This is a genomic window from Nonomuraea aurantiaca, assembly GCF_020215705.1.
GTDB lineage: Bacteria > Actinomycetota > Actinomycetes > Streptosporangiales > Streptosporangiaceae > Nonomuraea > Nonomuraea aurantiaca.
Genome location: NZ_JAIWNB010000037.1, coordinates 11,250 through 25,805, shown reverse-complemented (window position 1 = coordinate 25,805; position 14,556 = coordinate 11,250). Strand labels below are relative to the sequence as shown.

The following is a 14,556-nucleotide window of genomic DNA, read 5'->3' as shown; positions in this document are numbered from 1 at the left end:
GCGGCTATTCGATGACGGCGATCAGGTCGCCCTCCTGGATCACGTCGCCCTCGCCGACCTTGAGCTGCGCGACGACGCCCTCGTCCTCGGCCAGGACGGGGATCTCCATCTTCATCGACTCGAGGATGACCAGCGTGTCGCCCTCGGAGACGGTGTCGCCCTCCTGGACGACGACCTTCCAGACGTTCGCCACCATCTCCGCGCGTACCTCAGCCACCGCGACTCCCCTCTTCCAATGAGCTGACAATGTCATGTGCGCTGGGCGCGCATCCGCCCGATCAAACCGGTGTCATAGTCGCCGCTGACGAACTCGGCGTTGTCCAGCAACTCCGCACAGAACGGCAGGTTGTTCTTGGGCCCTTCGACGACGAATCCCGCGACGGCCTCGCGACCGGCCCGCAGCGCCTCGGCCCGGGTCGCACCGAAGACGCAGAGCTTGGCCATGAGGGGATCGTAGAACGGCGTGACCGTATTGCCCTCCTCGTAGCCGGAGTCCACCCGGACGCCCTCGCCGGCCGGCTCTCGCCAGGCGGAGATCTTGCCCGGCCCCGGGAAGAACCTTTTGGGATCCTCGGCATAGACGCGGAACTCGATGGCGTGGCCACCGGTCTCCGCCTTCACCTCGGGACTCTCGCCCGCCGCCACCCGGAGCTGCAGCTCGACCATGTCCAGCCCGGTGACCAGCTCGGTGACGGGGTGTTCCACCTGAAGTCTGGTGTTCATCTCCAGGAAGACGAAGTCCTGCGCGTCGGCGTCGACCAGGCACTCCACGGTGCCCGCGCCCAGGTAGCCGACGGCCTCGCCGGCCCGCACGGCGGCGGCGAGCATGCGCTCGCGCAGCTCGGGCGTGATGCCGGGCGACGGCGACTCCTCGACCACCTTCTGGTGGCGGCGCTGCACGGAACAGTCGCGCTCACCCAGGGCCACGACGGTGCCGTCGGGCAGGCCGAGAATCTGCACCTCGACGTGGCGGGCCCGCTCGATATAGCGCTCCAGCAGGATGGCTGGCCCGTCGAGGACGTCACCCGCGGCGAACCTCGCCGCCGCCCGTGCGGCCTGCTCGAACGCCTTGGCCAGTCCTTCGTCGTCGTGGGCGACGCTCATCCCGATGCCGCCACCCCCGCCCGCGGTCTTGACCATGACCGGGTAACCGATCCGGCCCGCCGCCCGCAGCGCCGGCTCCAGATCGGTGACGGGCTCCCGGGTGCCGGCCGCCACGGGCACACCCGCGTCCTCCATCAGGTTGCGAGCATTGATCTTGTCGCCCATCTGGTCGATGGACTCGGGAGCCGGACCGATCCACACCATCCCGGCATCGATCACCGCTCTGGCGAACGCCGCGTTCTCCGCGAGAAACCCGTAGCCGGGGTGAATCGCCCGCGCTCCGGCGACCCGCGCCGCCTCCAGCACCTTCCCGGCATCGAGATAGCTCACCTGAGGGTTGGCCGGCCCGATCAGCACGGCCTCGTCCGCCTCGCGCACGAACGGCAGATCCGCGTCGGCCTCGGAGTAGACGGCGATGGCCCGCAGCCCCAGCCGCCTCACCGTACGGATGACCCGCCGGGCGATCTCCCCTCGATTGGCGACCAGAACGGCCCCGAGCGTCTCAGTAAGCACCCGCCCACCCTACGGCTGTTGGCCTGAGGTCCTTTTCCCGCTAAACCACCGATCGCGCGGACGTCTTCTGTAGAAACCCCACAAACCCCACGCCTTACGGCATAGCCACCCACCGCACATGGCTGTGGGCCTCCAGGAGAACGGCCGCTGACCCAGCACAGCGGAGCCGCCGGAATAGGGCTGCGGGCTGTTGTAGTCGCAGCCGCCGCACCATCCGCGGACCAGGGCGAGCTACCTCTCGCCGGCGGCATCCCGGATCAGCCTGGCGACCATCCCGGGACGGGAGATCATCACCACGTGCGAGGCCCCCTTGACCTCGACGCTCTCCTTGGCCTTGGCCCGCTTGGCCATGAACGCGTGGGCCGCCGGCGGAATGTTCTTGTCAAGCTCTCCGTAGACGAACCACGAGGGGATCGTCTTCCACGCCGAGGCGTCGGCCGGATCGTTGAGCCCGGCTTCGGTCACGGGGCGCTGGGCGACGGCCATCAATCTGGCCTTCTTCTCCGGGAGATCGGCGGCGAACTGCTTCCAGAATTTGTCCTGCCGGATCAAGAGGTCCTTTCCACCGGGAACGCTCACCGGAGGCGCCAGCGTAGGGGCGAGCGTGCTGCCCGGGAAGCGGCCCGACAGCTTCGCGGCACTCTCTCCCTTCTCGGGGGCGAAGGCGGCGACGTAAACGAGACTCTTGATGTGCTTATTACCGACCGCGGCCTCGGTGATCACCATCCCGCCATAGGAGTGCCCGACGAGCACGACAGGCCCCTTGATGCTGCGAAGGACATCGGACACGTAGGCCGCGTCACTCTTGACCCCGCGCAGCGGAACGGCGACGGCGATCGCCGGATACCCGTGAGCCAGCAGCCTGCTCACGACCCCGTTCCAGCTGGAGGAGTCCGCGAACGCCCCATGGACGAGCACGACGGTCGGTCTCGCGGGCTGGCCGTTCTCCGCCGAGGCGTCCGCCGCGAACCACAGGATGAGCAGGAGAGCGACGGCCATCGCGATGAGCCAGTGGATGGCGCGGCGGAAAATCGGGGTGCGGGTGACGTGGTGGTGCTCCATGGACGTTGCTCCTTGGGTTCTCAGCAGCAGAGACATGACCCAAAAACCGAACGTACAGAACACATAGTCACAAAACGGTCAGGTGCTGCTCGCTCTCGACCGAAGGCGGGGCCATCAGGCACGCTGGTCGCGGGGGTGCTGCGCGGCCAGGGGCATCCCCCAAGACCCCAACCACCATCACACGGTTCGAGGCGGTCGTGTGACGAGCCATCGTCGCCGCACCCGGGGTTACAGCTTGTGGACCGCTAACCGGTCCACGACCCGGGTCATCGCCTCGATCGCCGCCGGATCATACGCGGTGCCCACCGCCAGCCGCAGCCGCTCAAGCGCCGCCCCCGCCCGATCCCGATCGGCCGACCCGCCGACCAGGTCGTCGTAGGCGTTGGCCGCCTTGATGATCCGGCTGGACAGCGGTGGGTCCTCGGCGATCTGGTCGCATTGGCGGCGTACGAGCTCGGCCACCCGGTCGAGCACTCCCGTCTGCTTGATCACCTCGGCGCCCAGCTCGGCGATGCGGCGGGCCTGTGCGGGATCGGCGAGCACCGTCGCGCCGCCCGGGATGGGGTCGCTCAGGGACAGCTGGCCGATGTCGTGCATGAGGGCCGCGTACTCGAGCTCCAGCAGCTCCGGCTCCGCCATGCCCAGCTCGCGGCCGACCGCCACGGCCAGGCGGCTCACCCGGCGCGAGTGGCCGGGCTCGACGTAGCCACCGACCTCCGTGACCCGGGACAGGGCCCGTACGGTCTGCAGGTAGGTGGCGCGGATCCCGGCGTACTTGCGGAAGGCCACCTGAGTGACCAGCAGCGGAGCTGCGAAGACCAGCAGCGCCACCAGGTCCATGCTGTGGGTGGCCAGCGCGAGCAGCACGCCGGACGCGGCCACGGCGGCGCCGAGCGGGAAGGCCATGTTGAGCTCGTCGCGTACGGCCACCTTGAAGGCGGTGCGCACCTGCTCGGCCCTGAGCAGGGCCGCGATCAGCACGTCGATCAGCAGGGTGAGCGTGATGAGCGTGACCATGACGCCGAGCGCCGGCCACCACGTCGGAGGGTCCTGCCGGGTCAGCTGGAAGAGCGGGTCGGCCAGCGGACGGAAGGCGAAGGCGAGCAGCGCGCCGGTCAGCAGGCGGCGCGCCATGGCGTCGAGGCGGGGCGGGCGGCCGACCGCCAGGTGCGGCAGCGCGCCGGCGATCATGCCGACCGCGATGACGGCCACCACCTGGAGCGCCGTGTGGCGCAGCGGGTTGTCGCTGAGGTCGAGCAGCAGCGTGTAGCCGAGCGCGGCGGCGGCGCCGATGGGCGCGACCTCCCGGTTTCCCGGCATGGTGAGCCTGGCCAGCTCGCCGACCGCGATCAGCGCGCCGAAGCCGATCGCGATCTCGGGCCGGTCGAGCCCCACGGCGGAGGTGTGCGCGACGCCGGCCACCGCGACCAGCCCCGCCCCGCAGATGAGCAGCAGTTGCCCGGAGTCCAGGCTCTGGAAGGCACGCGTCAAGGCCCGCTCACCACTTCGATCGGCCTGGTCGGGTCGTCATGATCCTTGATCGGGGTCTCGGTCGCTTCGGGCGGCGGCGACTCGACGCGGCGGGGCGGCTGCCATGGCTCGCGTTCGAGCGCTCTGGCGAAGGCCGCCACCATGACCGGGTCGAACTGGCGGCCCGCGTTCTTGCGCAGCTCGTCGACCGCCACCTCCACCGAGCGGGCGTGGCGGTAGGAGCGGTCGGACGTCATCGAGTCGAACGCGTCGGCCACGGCGATGATCCGGGCGAACTCCGGGATCTCGTCGGCCGCGAGCCCCATCGGATATCCCTTGCCGTCGTGGCGTTCGTGGTGGTGCATGATCCCGGCGTAGGCCTCGTCGAGGAAGTCGATCCCTCGGACGATCTCCAGCCCGCGCATCGGGTGGAGCTGGATCGCGGCGAACTCCTCCTCGGTCAGCGGCCCCTCCTTCTGCAGCACCTTGGTCGGCACGCCGAGCTTGCCCACGTCGTGCAGCATGCCCGCGTAGCGGATGGCGCGCAGCCGCTCCAGGCCCATGCCGATCTCCTGAGCGATCATCGAGGAGGCCAGCGAGACGCGGGTGCAGTGGCCCCTGGTGTAGTAGTCCTTCGTCTCGACCGCCTGGCACAGCGCGGCGATCGTGGCGTCGTACGAGCGCTGCTGCGCGTGATATTGGCCGAACGCCCAGCGGGCGACGAACAGCGGCAGCAGCACCAGCACCGCCGAGATCGACTGCACGGTCGCCCAGAGCCCGGCCACCAGCAGCCCGAACGTGCCGTAACCCAGGTAGGACAGCAGGAACTGGACCATGCCCCGCAGCGGCACCTCCATGGCCCGCACCCGGGTCGCCAGCCGGATCATGGTCAGCGTGAGCACGATGTTGAGCGGCACGAACACGCCCGTCGCCGCGGCGTAAGGGCCGATGAGGTCGTCGAAGGCGTTGACCCCCGGCACGCCGGAGGCGCCGCCCAGCCCCTGGTAGATCCAGCCGGCCGCGTAGCCGCAGATCGCGAACTGCGCCCCGTTGAACAGCCTCTTGATCAACGGCAGCCCCGGCCGCACGCTGAAGACCGCCGTGAACCCCACCAGAGCGGCCCCTTCTGGACCGATCAGGACGACAGCGGCCAGAGCAGCGGAGAAGCTCACGGACACCGCGAACTGCTCCACGTTCAGCAACGTCGGCATCGACTCACAGACCAGGAACAGCAGCGCGAGCACCAGCAGGATGCCCAGATCGCCGGGTGCCACCAGGCGCCCGGAAGTGATCACGCTATGTCCGAGGAGGATGGTCGCCGCGCCGATGACGGCGATGAGATAGACCTTCGCAGGCCACGGCAGATCACGCATTGCGGCCCCCAAGGGTGCTCAGGTCCAGGACACCCCGTGAGGCAGGGCCCCGCCCGCGCTCATCAGCAGTGTCATCACAGGGGTGATCAGCACCGCGGCCGCGATCAGCCGGGCGATCATAGCCTTCAGCATGTGCTCGCCTCCACGTCGACTCGTTACGCCGACTCCTGTGGGTCACGCTACAGAAGGCCCGGTCTGTGCAGGGCCAGAGTCGAGAATCGCAAGCAAAGCGTAATCAATCCACTACCTTGGGCGACGGGCCGCCCAGGCGACCGTGTTCTTCAGCCCGGTCGCCAGGTCGGTGCGCGGCTGCCAGCCGAGCCCCTCGTAGGCCGGCACCGGGTCGACCGCCATGGCCGGCAGGTCGCCCACCCGCGGCGGCGCGAACCCCGGCTTGTCCGGCGCGTCGGCCGCGTCGGCGATCAGCGCGTGCAGCCTGCGGTCGGTGGTCTGGATGCCGGTGCCGAGGTTGAACCTGCGCCCGTTGCCGTCGGCTCCACAGGCCCGGACGAAGCCGTCGACCACGTCCTCGACGTAGATGTAGTCGCGGGTCTGCGTGCCGTCGCCGTAGAGCACCGTGGGCGTGCCGCTGAGCAGGCCGTCGGTGAAGATGGCCACCACTCCGGCCTCGCCTTCGGGCGACTGGCGCGGGCCGTAGACGTTGGACAGCACGAGCGTGGTGTATTCGATGCCGTAGAGCGCCCGGAACGTGGCGAGGTAGGTCTCGCCGCTCAGCTTGGAGGCGGCGTACGGGGAGCGCGGGTCGGTGGCGGCGTCACCGGGCACCGGGATCGTGGCGGGCCGGCCGTAGACCGCGACGGAGGAGGCGAAGACCACCTTGCGGGTGCCGGCCTCGTGCGCGGCGGTCAGGACCGACGCGGTGCCCTGGACGTTCACACTGGCGTCGTGGACCGGGTCGGTGACGCTCTTGCGTACGCTGATCTGCGCGGCGAGATGGCAGATGACCTCGGGCCGCAGCTCGGCGGCCAGCTCGATCATGGCCGGATCGCGGACGTCGATCTCGTGCAGGCGGAAGCGGCCATGCGTGGCCGCGTCGGCCAGGTTGTCGCGGCGGCCGGAGGAGAAGTCGTCGACGACCGCGACGTCATGCCCATCCGCCAGCAGGCGGTCGACGAGATTCGACCCGATGAACCCGGCACCCCCGGTGACAAGCACGCGCATGGGGGAATCCTAGTCGGACAGCTCCGACCTCACCTGCGCGATGCGGGCCAGCACTTTGGAGCGCAGGTCGCCGGGGACCGGGTCGCAGCCGCAGTGCTTGGCCACGAGCGCCTTGATCGCCTTGTCGAGGTCGTACTCCTTCAGGCACGGGCTGCACTCTTCGAGGTGCACGCGGATGTCGACCACGTCGCCCTCGGTCAGCTCGCCGTCGAGATAGGAGTAGACCTTGTCGAGTACTTCCCGACAGTCGGTGTCATGCGGGTTGCCACAGCTCATTTCGATCCCTCCGCCGGGACCAGGCCGCGCTCGCGGGCGTAGTCCTCGAGAAGTCCGCGGAGCTGCCTGCGACCGCGGTGCAGCCTGGACATCACGGTGCCGATCGGGGTCCCCATGATGTCGGCGATCTCCTTGTACGGGAAGCCCTCGACGTCGGCCAGATAGACCGCGATCCGGAACTCCTCGGGCAGGACCGCCAGGGCCTGCTTGATATCACCGTCGGGGAGATGCTCGAGCGCCTCGACCTCGGCCGACTTCAGTCCGCTCGACGTGTGCGACTCAGCGCGGGCGAGCTGCCAGTCCTCGATCTCCTCGGTGCCCGACTGCTTGGGCTCGCGCTGCTTCTTGCGATAGCTGTTGATGAAGGTGTTGGTCAGGATCCGGTAGAGCCACGCCTTGAGGTTCGTACCTTCCTGGAACTGGTGGAACGACGCGAACGCCTTGGCGAAGGTCTCCTGAAGCAGGTCCTCCGCGTCCGCTGGGTTCCGGGTCATCCGGAGCGCCGCGGAGTAGAGCTGCTCGAGGTAAGGCATGGCTTCGCGCTCGAACCGCTCACTTCGCTGTTCCAGAGTCTCCGCGCCTGTCGCGGGCACCGGACCCACCCCCCTAAGATCACCGGTGGCCGGCTGTTGCGGTACACCGTACTCAGGGGAGAATACCCGCTCGTCACGGACCGGTCCGTCACTGGGGAGGGGTTCGAGCAATGTGAGCATGCACGTCGCAACACGCCCGCGCCCTCGTCTGTTCCCGCAAGATAGAAGGTGACGAACGACCCGGTGCGGGGAAAACCATACGTACCGGCTGGTAGCCATTTTCCCGGAACCCAGGAGTCGCGTGTGCTGCCCATTCCGGCCGAGGAACTGAACGGCTCAGGGACGCTCGGGCCGTACTGGACCTTCTACCGCGCCGTTGTCGCCGAGCAGCTGACCCGGTGGCTCCCCACCCAACCCTCCGTCGTCCTCGACCTGTCAGGCGGCCGCGGACGCTGGTCCGGGCAGGCCGCCAGAGCCGGGCACCGGGTGATCGAGCTGCTCGACTTCCGCCGTACCACTTCCTTGTCGTTGAGCCCCTCGGCTCCCGACCCGCAGGCGCGGCTGCGCGACGCCGGGCGCGTGCGCCACGTACGCGCCGACGACCTGGCCTTCCTCCCCGACGAGAGCGTGGACGCGGTCGTCGCCGAGGAACGCGCCATGTCGATCGAGCTCATGGCCGAGTCGGCGATGAGCGACGTGTTCCGGGTGCTGCGGCCCGGCGGCCGGGCGCTGATCTGCGTCGACTCCCTGGTGCTGGGCATGGCGATCCTCGCCGAGCAGGAGCAGTGGCAGCACCTGCGGCAGACGGGCGAGGTCATGCTGGTGCCGTGGCCCGACGGCAGCATCACCCGCTGCTTCAGCAGCGCGCAGCTGCGCGAGCTGCTGACCGGCGCCGGTCTGGAGGTGGAGTGGGTACGCCCGCGCACCGTCCTGTCGCCCTCCACCGTCGACCACGTGCTGGGCTCCGACGCCAGGTCGCTGGCCTGGCTGGTGCGCACCGAGCTCGACGCGCACCCTGACGACGACGACACGGTCGGCATCCACCTCGTGGCCAGCGTCCGCAAGAGCTGACCCGCCGTCCGCTAGCGGCGGCGTTCCTGCCTGCCCTGGCACTCCACGCACCGCGCGGCCTCCGGACGGGCCTCCAACCGGCCCTCCGGAACCGGCCTGCCGCAGTCGACGCAGCTGCCGTACGTACCTTCGTCCACGCGCTTGAGCGCCTCGATCACGGCCCTGCGCTGCGCGGTGGCGACGGTGAGCATGGCCTGGGCGCGGTCGGCGTCGGTCAGGTCGGACCCCGCGTCGGCCGCGGAGTAGTCGCGGATCGCGACGGGGTCGCCCTGCAGCACCCCGATCGATCGGTCCAGGTCCGCGAGCATCTTCTCCAGCTGCTTACGAGCGGTCGCGTCGTCCACGAATCCGCACCTCCGGGTAAAGGGGGGCAAGCCGCAGCGGGACTCCCCGGAAGTCCTACCCGGCGCATTGGGGGGCATGTGTGGCGGTGACTCCGGGTGAACGGATGCATCGCTTTCCCCACCGAATGCCCACTAAGCCTGGCTCTTACACCTTCAGCGGAGAGCGGTTTCCTCCTCCGGGGGCAGGGGTTTGATGAGGTCCGGGCCGTTGTTCCGAACATTGTTGACATCTGTGGAAACGGCCAGCGCCGTCAGCCGCCCGCTGTCGGCCGGCACCAGCAGCCCCGAGGCCTGCTCGGGGTCGGTGAGCTTGGGGTCGAGCCACTCCGCCCAGCGCTCCCGCTCGATCATCATCGGCATCCTGTCGTGGATGCGGCCCAGGTCGTCCTCGGCGTCGGTGGTGATGACCGTGCAGGTCACCAGCCACTTGAGCGGATCGTCGTCGTCGCGCGACTTGTCCTTCCAGAACTCGTACAGGCCCGCCATCGCCAGCACCCCGCCGTCTTCCGGATGGATGAAGTAGGGCTGTTTCTTCTTCTTGTCACCCTCGACCGGCATCCACTCGAAGTAGCCGTCGGCCGGCAACAGGCACCTGCGCTTGGCGAACGCCTGGCGGTAGGACGGCTTCTCGGCCACCGTCTCGATCCTCGCGTTGATCATCCGCGAGCCCACCGACGGGTCCTTCGCCCAGGCCGGCACCAGCCCCCACCTGACGATCCGCAGCTGCCGCACGGCCCGCTCGGCGTCCTTCGGGACCCGGCTGAGGACGGCGTAGACGTTCTTGGTGGGCGCGACGTTGTAGTCGGGCCCGAGCTCCTTGTCGGGGTCACCGTCGAGCTCGACCTGGAACTCCTCCAGCAGCTCGTGCTTCTTGCGCGCCGACGCGTATCTCCCGCACATGTCCCCACACTGCCATGTACGGCCGGCGACCGCATGCGTGGCCGTCCGAGCCGTCGGCAGCCGTGAAGTTCACCGGCGCCAGTATTCTTTGACCATGCCCGCACCGCACTGGCCCGCACCCACCGCGACCGCTCCCGTGGTCGCGTCGGTCCGCCTGCCCGGCTCCAAGTCCGTGACCAACCGCGCGCTGCTCCTCGCCGCGCTGGCCGACGGCCCCGGCATGGTGCGCCAGGCACTGCGCAGCCGCGACGCCGACCTCATGGTGGCGGCGCTGCGTGTCCTGGGCGCCACCCTGACACCGGTGCACGAGACCACGGCCGCCGTCGACTGGCAGGTCACCCCCGGCCCGATCCGTGGCGGGGGGAGCATCGACGCGGGCCTGGCGGGCACCGTCATGCGCTTCGTGCCGCCGATGGCCGCCCTGGCCGACGGCCCGGTCGCCTTCGACGGCGACCCGCACGCCCGCAAGCGCCCCATGGGCCCCATCCTCGACGCCCTGCGCGCGCTCGGCGCCCGCGTCGACAACGACGCCCTGCCCTTCACCATCCACGGCCCGCCGGCGGGTGGCGAGGTCACGCTCGACGCTTCGGGCTCGTCGCAGTTCGTCTCGGGGCTGCTGCTCACGGCGGCGCGCTTCGAGAAGGGCATCACGATCCGCCATGTCGGCCCGCCCGTGCCTTCGCAGCCGCACATCGAGATGACGATCCAGATGCTCAGGGCGGCCGGGGTGACGGTCGACGACGGCGAGCGCGACCTCTGGCGGGTCGAGCCCGGACCGATCGCGGCCAGGGACCTGGCCGTCGAGCCCGACCTGTCCAACGCGGCGCCCTTCCTGGGCGCGGCGCTGGTCACGGGCGGCACGGTCACCATCCCCGGCTGGCCCCGCACGACCACGCAGCCGGGCGACGCCCTGCGCTACCTGCTCACCTCGATGGGCGCCACGGTCCGGCTGTCCCCGGAGGCCCACGAGGCGACAGGCGACCTGACCGTGACCGGCACCGGCCGGATCGAGGGCATCGACGCCGACCTGCGCGAGGTGGGCGAGCTGACGCCGACGATCGCCGCGCTGGCCGCACTGGCGAGCTCGCCGTCCCGGATCCGGGGCGTGGCGCACCTGCGCGGCCACGAGACCGATCGCCTGGCCGCCCTGGTCACCGAGATCACCCGGCTGGGCGGCGACGCGGAGGAGACCGACGACGGCCTGCTCATCCGCCCCCGCCCGCTGCACGGCGGCGTCTTCCACAGCTACGACGACCACCGCATGGCCACGGCCGGAGCGGTCATCGGGCTGGCGGTCCCGGACATCAGCGTGGAGAACATCGCGACGACGGCCAAGACGCTCCCGGAGTTCGTCCAGATGTGGACGACCATGCTGGGCGAGCGATGACCACCCGTCCCACGCGGATGCCCGTACGGGCGGCCATGCCGGTCGGCATGGTGGGATGGACACGCGGGCACGATCCCCTGGGCACCCGCCCGGTGGGGCAACATGTGGACAGGACCGCCACGATGGACGGGCGGCGCACGGCGACATGGGAGTAGATCGCTGAGAAAGCGGGAGTACGACGAGGACGACGTACGGGTCAGGCCGAGCAAGGGCTCGCGGCCGCGGACCCGGATCCGGCCTGCGCATGATGACGCCGTGGAGGGGTTCGTGGTCGCCGTCGACCGGGGCCGCTACACCACGCTGGTCGAGCCCGAGCGCGCCAAGGGATCGGCCCAGAAGCGCAAGCAGCCCGAGCGACGCTTGGTCACCGCCATGAAGGCGCGCGAGCTCGGCCGCAAGGGCATCGTCGTCGGCGACCGGGTGGCCCTCGTGGGCGACGTCTCGGGCCGCCCCGACGCCCTGGCCAGGGTCGTACGCGTCGAGCCGCGCACGTCGATGCTGCGCCGTTCGGCCGACGACGTCGAGGACACCGACGGCATCGAACGCCCGGTGGTGGCCAACGCCGACCAGCTGGTCATCGTGACCGCGCTCGCCGACCCGCCGCCCCGGCCGCGCATGATCGACCGGATCCTGGTGGCCGCCTTCGACGCCGAGATCGAAACGCTCCTCTGCCTCACCAAGTCGGACCTGGCGCCGCCCGACGAGCTGGTGGCGATGTACGAGCCGCTCGGGGTGTCGCACGTCGTCGTCCACAAGGGCGGCTCGCTGGACCAGCTCCGCGACCACCTCACCGGACGCCTCAGCGTCATGGTCGGCCACTCGGGCGTGGGCAAGTCGACCCTGGTCAACGCCCTCGTCCCGGCCGCCAACCGGGCGGTCTCCCAGGTCAACGCCGTCACCGGCCGGGGCCGCCACACCTCGACCTCGGCCGTGGCCCTCGAGCTCCCGGAGGGCGGCTGGATCATCGACACCCCCGGCGTACGCAGCTTCGGCCTGGCCCACGTGTCGGTCGAGACGGTCCTCGCCTCCTTCCCCGACCTCATCGAAGGCACGGTCAACTGCCCCAAGGGCTGCACCCACCTGGACGCCGACTGCGCGCTGGGCCCCTGGGTGGCGGCCGGGCACGCCGAGCCGGCCCGTCTGGAGTCCCTGCGCCGCCTCCTGTCCAGCCGGGAGGGCACCCCGGACGACGGCACCTGAGCCCCGCAGCGAACGGGACCTATCAGAAGAACCAGCCATCCGTCGGGGAACGGGACTTACCAGAAATGCAGGGCCGCTCGACTGATGTTCGGGAGGTAAGTCACGGTAGCGTGGCTCATCGTGACGGGTTATAACGATGATCTACGTCTGGCGCACGTCATGGCGGACCACGCCGATGACCTGACCATGCGGAGGTTCAAGGCGGTCGATCTCAAGGTCGACACCAAGCCGGACCTCACGCCGGTCAGCGATGCCGATCGTGCCGTGGAGGAGGCCATTCGCGGCACCCTCCGGCGGGCCCGGCCGCGTGACGCGGTCGTGGGCGAGGAGTTCGGCAAGACGGGCTGGGGTGCCAGGTCCTGGATCATCGACCCGATCGACGGCACCAAGAACTACGTGCGCGGCGTGCCCGTGTGGGCGACGCTGATCTCGCTGATGGAGTACGGCCAGGTCAAGGTGGGCCTGGTGTCCGCCCCCGCCCTGGGCAAGCGCTGGTGGGCGGCCACCGAGGGCGGCGCCTGGACCGGCAAGAGCCTGACCAAGGCGACCCGGATGCGGGTCTCGTCGGTCTCCGATCTGGAGAACGCGTCGTTCTCCTACTCCAGCTTCGGCGGCTGGGAGAAGATGGGCCGCCTCGACAACTTCCTCGACCTCGGCCGGGCCTGCTGGCGCACCAGGGCCTATGGCGACTTCTGGTCGCACATGATGGTCGCGGAGGGCTCGGTGGAGGTGTCCGCCGAGCCGGAGCTGTCGCCGTGGGACATGGCGGCCCTCACCGTGATCGTCGAGGAGGCCGGCGGCAGGTGGACGGACCTCGCGGGCGTACCCGGGCTGGAGGGCGGCAGCCTGGTCTGCACCAACGGCCTCCTGCACGACGAGGTCCTCAGACGCCTGAACGCCTCATAGAGCCAGCACCCGCGCCACGGCAGCCAGCAAGCTGTCGCGATATGTCCCGCCAAAGAGCACCACGTGGACGAGCAGCGGATGCAGTTGGTGCAGCGGCACCCGCTCCCGCCACCCGTCCGCGAGCGGCGTCTCCTCCTGGTAGGCCCCCAGGATCCGATCCAGATAGGGCGCCCCGAACAACGCCAGCATCGCCAGGTCCGTCTCCCGATGCCCGCCGTGCGCCGCCGGGTCGATGAGCACCCCGCGCCCGTCCGACCAGAGCACGTTCCCGCTCCACAGGTCACCGTGGATGCGCGCCGGCGGCTCCGGCGGCCCCGCCACCTCGCCGAACCGCGCCACGGCCCGCTCGATGAGCGCCACGTCCCGCGCGGGCAGCCGCGCCTGCCGTACGAAGGGCAGCACCCGGCGGGTGGCGTAGAAGGCCGGCCAGTCGTCGACGGGCGAGTTGTCCATCGGCAGATCGGCGATGAAGCCCGGCCAGGGCGCGCCGAACGCGGGCGCGCCCGCGCGGTGCAGCCGCGCGAGATCGCGCCCGAACCGCTCGGCGGCCGCCGCCGTCGGCGCGGCGGTGTCCACCCACGAGAGGACGAGCCGATCCCGGGACACCTCGATCACCTCCGGCACCGCGATGACCTCGCCCAGCCACCGCAGCCCCTCGGCCTCGGAGGTGAACACCGGAGAAACGGCTCCGGTCTTGGCGAACACCACGCGCCCGTCGTCGAGCACGCCGCGCTGCAGCCGCCACCCATGGGAGGCCCCGAGATCCTCAGTCGATCTCATCGGCGATGTGTTTAGCGACGCCTTCGGAAGCGGCCTCGACCAGCCGCAGCACCTCTACGAAACCGTCGGCCTCGCCGTAGTAGGGGTCAGGCACCTCGGCGCTGTCCGGCGCGTCGGGGTCGAACGAGCGGAACAGCCGCACCTCCACGCCCTCGGGGGCCATCCGCCGCAGGAAGGACAGGTTGTCCCGGTCCATGGCCAGCACCAGGTCGTAGCGGTCGAACCACCCCGAAGTGAACTGCCTGGCCCGGTGCGCGGAGCCGTCATAGCCGTGGTCGGCCAGCGTCCGCAGAGCCCGCGCGTCCATGGGATCGCCCTCGTGCCAGCCGCCGGTGCCGGCGCTGTCGACGGCCACCCGTTCATCGAGTCCGTGGTCGGCCAATGTCCGCCTGAGCACGGTCTCCGCCATAGGTGAACGGCAGATGTTTCCCATGCACACCAGGCATACGCGATAA

The 14,556-nt window shown here is 70.1% G+C and carries 17 protein-coding genes; 5 read left to right on the top strand and 12 right to left on the bottom strand.

Features of this window, described 5'->3' with window-relative positions; genetic code table 11:
• Positions 1-4 precede the first annotated feature (4 nt).
• From LDL49_RS49050 to LDL49_RS49015, 8 genes are all read right to left on the bottom strand, one after another.
• Complete coding sequence (locus LDL49_RS49050) at positions 5-217, bottom strand: biotin/lipoyl-binding carrier protein (protein ID WP_225301839.1); 213 nt, start codon at positions 215-217, stop codon at positions 5-7.
• Between the two features lie 32 nt (positions 218-249).
• Positions 250-1,617 carry an acetyl-CoA carboxylase biotin carboxylase subunit gene (locus tag LDL49_RS49045; protein ID WP_225301838.1) on the bottom strand — a complete coding sequence of 456 codons (1,368 nt, stop codon included), beginning with the start codon at positions 1,615-1,617 and terminating at the stop codon, positions 250-252.
• 231 nt (positions 1,618-1,848) lie between these two features.
• The gene (locus LDL49_RS49040; RefSeq protein WP_225301837.1) at positions 1,849-2,679 is read right to left on the bottom strand and encodes an alpha/beta fold hydrolase; all 831 of its coding nucleotides are present in this window, start codon (positions 2,677-2,679) and stop codon (positions 1,849-1,851) included.
• Between the two features lie 228 nt (positions 2,680-2,907).
• Entirely contained in the window at positions 2,908-4,170 is a 1,263-nt protein-coding gene (locus tag LDL49_RS49035; RefSeq protein WP_225301836.1) for an HD-GYP domain-containing protein, read from the bottom strand.
• Complete coding sequence (locus tag LDL49_RS49030; protein WP_225301835.1) at positions 4,167-5,522, bottom strand: HD-GYP domain-containing protein; 1,356 nt, start codon at positions 5,520-5,522, stop codon at positions 4,167-4,169. Before LDL49_RS49030 ends, LDL49_RS49035 begins: the two co-directional genes overlap by 4 nt.
• Before the next feature lie 243 nt (positions 5,523-5,765).
• Positions 5,766-6,704 carry an NAD-dependent epimerase/dehydratase family protein gene (locus LDL49_RS49025; RefSeq protein ID WP_225301834.1) on the bottom strand — a complete coding sequence of 313 codons (939 nt, stop codon included), beginning with the start codon at positions 6,702-6,704 and terminating at the stop codon, positions 5,766-5,768.
• 9 nt (positions 6,705-6,713) lie between these two features.
• Positions 6,714-6,980, bottom strand: a complete 267-nt coding sequence (gene rsrA / locus LDL49_RS49020) for a mycothiol system anti-sigma-R factor (RefSeq protein ID WP_225301833.1) — start codon at positions 6,978-6,980, stop codon at positions 6,714-6,716.
• The gene (locus LDL49_RS49015; RefSeq protein ID WP_214640210.1) at positions 6,977-7,582 is read right to left on the bottom strand and encodes a sigma-70 family RNA polymerase sigma factor; all 606 of its coding nucleotides are present in this window, start codon (positions 7,580-7,582) and stop codon (positions 6,977-6,979) included. Before LDL49_RS49015 ends, rsrA begins: the two co-directional genes overlap by 4 nt.
• Before the next feature lie 234 nt (positions 7,583-7,816).
• On the opposite strand from LDL49_RS49015, the gene LDL49_RS49010 reads away from it, so the two are divergent.
• Positions 7,817-8,584, top strand: a complete 768-nt coding sequence (locus LDL49_RS49010) for a class I SAM-dependent methyltransferase (protein WP_225301831.1) — start codon at positions 7,817-7,819, stop codon at positions 8,582-8,584.
• Positions 8,585-8,595: 11 nt separating this feature from the next.
• Here LDL49_RS49010 and LDL49_RS49005 read toward each other — a convergent pair whose 3' ends face one another.
• Both LDL49_RS49005 and LDL49_RS49000 read right to left on the bottom strand, forming a co-directional pair.
• Positions 8,596-8,928 (bottom strand): TraR/DksA family transcriptional regulator, encoded by a 333-nt coding sequence (locus LDL49_RS49005; RefSeq protein ID WP_225301830.1) that lies wholly within the window; start codon positions 8,926-8,928, stop codon positions 8,596-8,598.
• 153 nt (positions 8,929-9,081) lie between these two features.
• Positions 9,082-9,828, bottom strand: a complete 747-nt coding sequence (locus tag LDL49_RS49000) for an SOS response-associated peptidase (protein WP_225301829.1) — start codon at positions 9,826-9,828, stop codon at positions 9,082-9,084.
• 94 nt (positions 9,829-9,922) lie between these two features.
• Between LDL49_RS49000 and aroA the strand changes: the two genes are divergently transcribed.
• The 4 genes from aroA to hisN all read left to right on the top strand — a co-directional run bounded on the left by aroA (position 9,923) and on the right by hisN (position 13,321).
• Entirely contained in the window at positions 9,923-11,215 is a 1,293-nt protein-coding gene (gene aroA, locus LDL49_RS48995; protein WP_225301828.1) for a 3-phosphoshikimate 1-carboxyvinyltransferase, read from the top strand.
• A complete protein-coding gene (locus tag LDL49_RS48990; protein ID WP_225301827.1) occupies positions 11,212-11,370 on the top strand; it encodes a hypothetical protein in 159 nt (52 codons plus the stop codon). Before aroA ends, LDL49_RS48990 begins: the two co-directional genes overlap by 4 nt.
• Positions 11,371-11,470: 100 nt before the next feature.
• Positions 11,471-12,415 (top strand): ribosome small subunit-dependent GTPase A, encoded by a 945-nt coding sequence (rsgA, locus tag LDL49_RS48985; protein ID WP_225301826.1) that lies wholly within the window; start codon positions 11,471-11,473, stop codon positions 12,413-12,415.
• Positions 12,416-12,535: 120 nt separating this feature from the next.
• On the top strand, positions 12,536-13,321 hold the full coding sequence (gene hisN / locus LDL49_RS48980; RefSeq protein WP_225301825.1) for a histidinol-phosphatase: 786 nt from the start codon (positions 12,536-12,538) through the stop codon (positions 13,319-13,321).
• Here hisN and LDL49_RS48975 read toward each other — a convergent pair.
• Together LDL49_RS48975 and LDL49_RS48970 are read right to left on the bottom strand one after the other, a co-directional pair.
• A complete protein-coding gene (locus LDL49_RS48975; RefSeq protein ID WP_225301824.1) occupies positions 13,316-14,101 on the bottom strand; it encodes a fructosamine kinase family protein in 786 nt (261 codons plus the stop codon). The two genes, hisN and LDL49_RS48975, sit on opposite strands and share 6 nt — an antisense overlap.
• A complete protein-coding gene (locus LDL49_RS48970; protein ID WP_504854026.1) occupies positions 14,088-14,510 on the bottom strand; it encodes a low molecular weight protein-tyrosine-phosphatase in 423 nt (140 codons plus the stop codon). Before LDL49_RS48970 ends, LDL49_RS48975 begins: the two co-directional genes overlap by 14 nt.
• Positions 14,511-14,556 lie beyond the last annotated feature (46 nt).

What these genes read in the sequence shown, in the direction of transcription:
- LDL49_RS49040 (WP_225301837.1), bottom strand. Translation starts at nt 2,679, where the DNA reads ATGGAGCACCACCACGTCACCCGCACCCCGATTTTCCGCCGCGCCATC.
- LDL49_RS49030 (WP_225301835.1), bottom strand. Translation starts at nt 5,522, where the DNA reads ATGCGTGATCTGCCGTGGCCTGCGAAGGTCTATCTCATCGCCGTCATC.
- LDL49_RS49025 (WP_225301834.1), bottom strand. Translation starts at nt 6,704, where the DNA reads ATGCGCGTGCTTGTCACCGGGGGTGCCGGGTTCATCGGGTCGAATCTC.
- rsrA (WP_225301833.1), bottom strand. Translation starts at nt 6,980, where the DNA reads ATGAGCTGTGGCAACCCGCATGACACCGACTGTCGGGAAGTACTCGAC.
- LDL49_RS49000 (WP_225301829.1), bottom strand. Translation starts at nt 9,828, where the DNA reads ATGTGCGGGAGATACGCGTCGGCGCGCAAGAAGCACGAGCTGCTGGAG.
- aroA (WP_225301828.1), top strand. Translation starts at nt 9,923, where the DNA reads ATGCCCGCACCGCACTGGCCCGCACCCACCGCGACCGCTCCCGTGGTC.
- LDL49_RS48990 (WP_225301827.1), top strand. Translation starts at nt 11,212, where the DNA reads ATGACCACCCGTCCCACGCGGATGCCCGTACGGGCGGCCATGCCGGTC.
- LDL49_RS48975 (WP_225301824.1), bottom strand. Translation starts at nt 14,101, where the DNA reads ATGAGATCGACTGAGGATCTCGGGGCCTCCCATGGGTGGCGGCTGCAG.
- LDL49_RS48970 (WP_504854026.1), bottom strand. Translation starts at nt 14,510, where the DNA reads ATGGCGGAGACCGTGCTCAGGCGGACATTGGCCGACCACGGACTCGAT.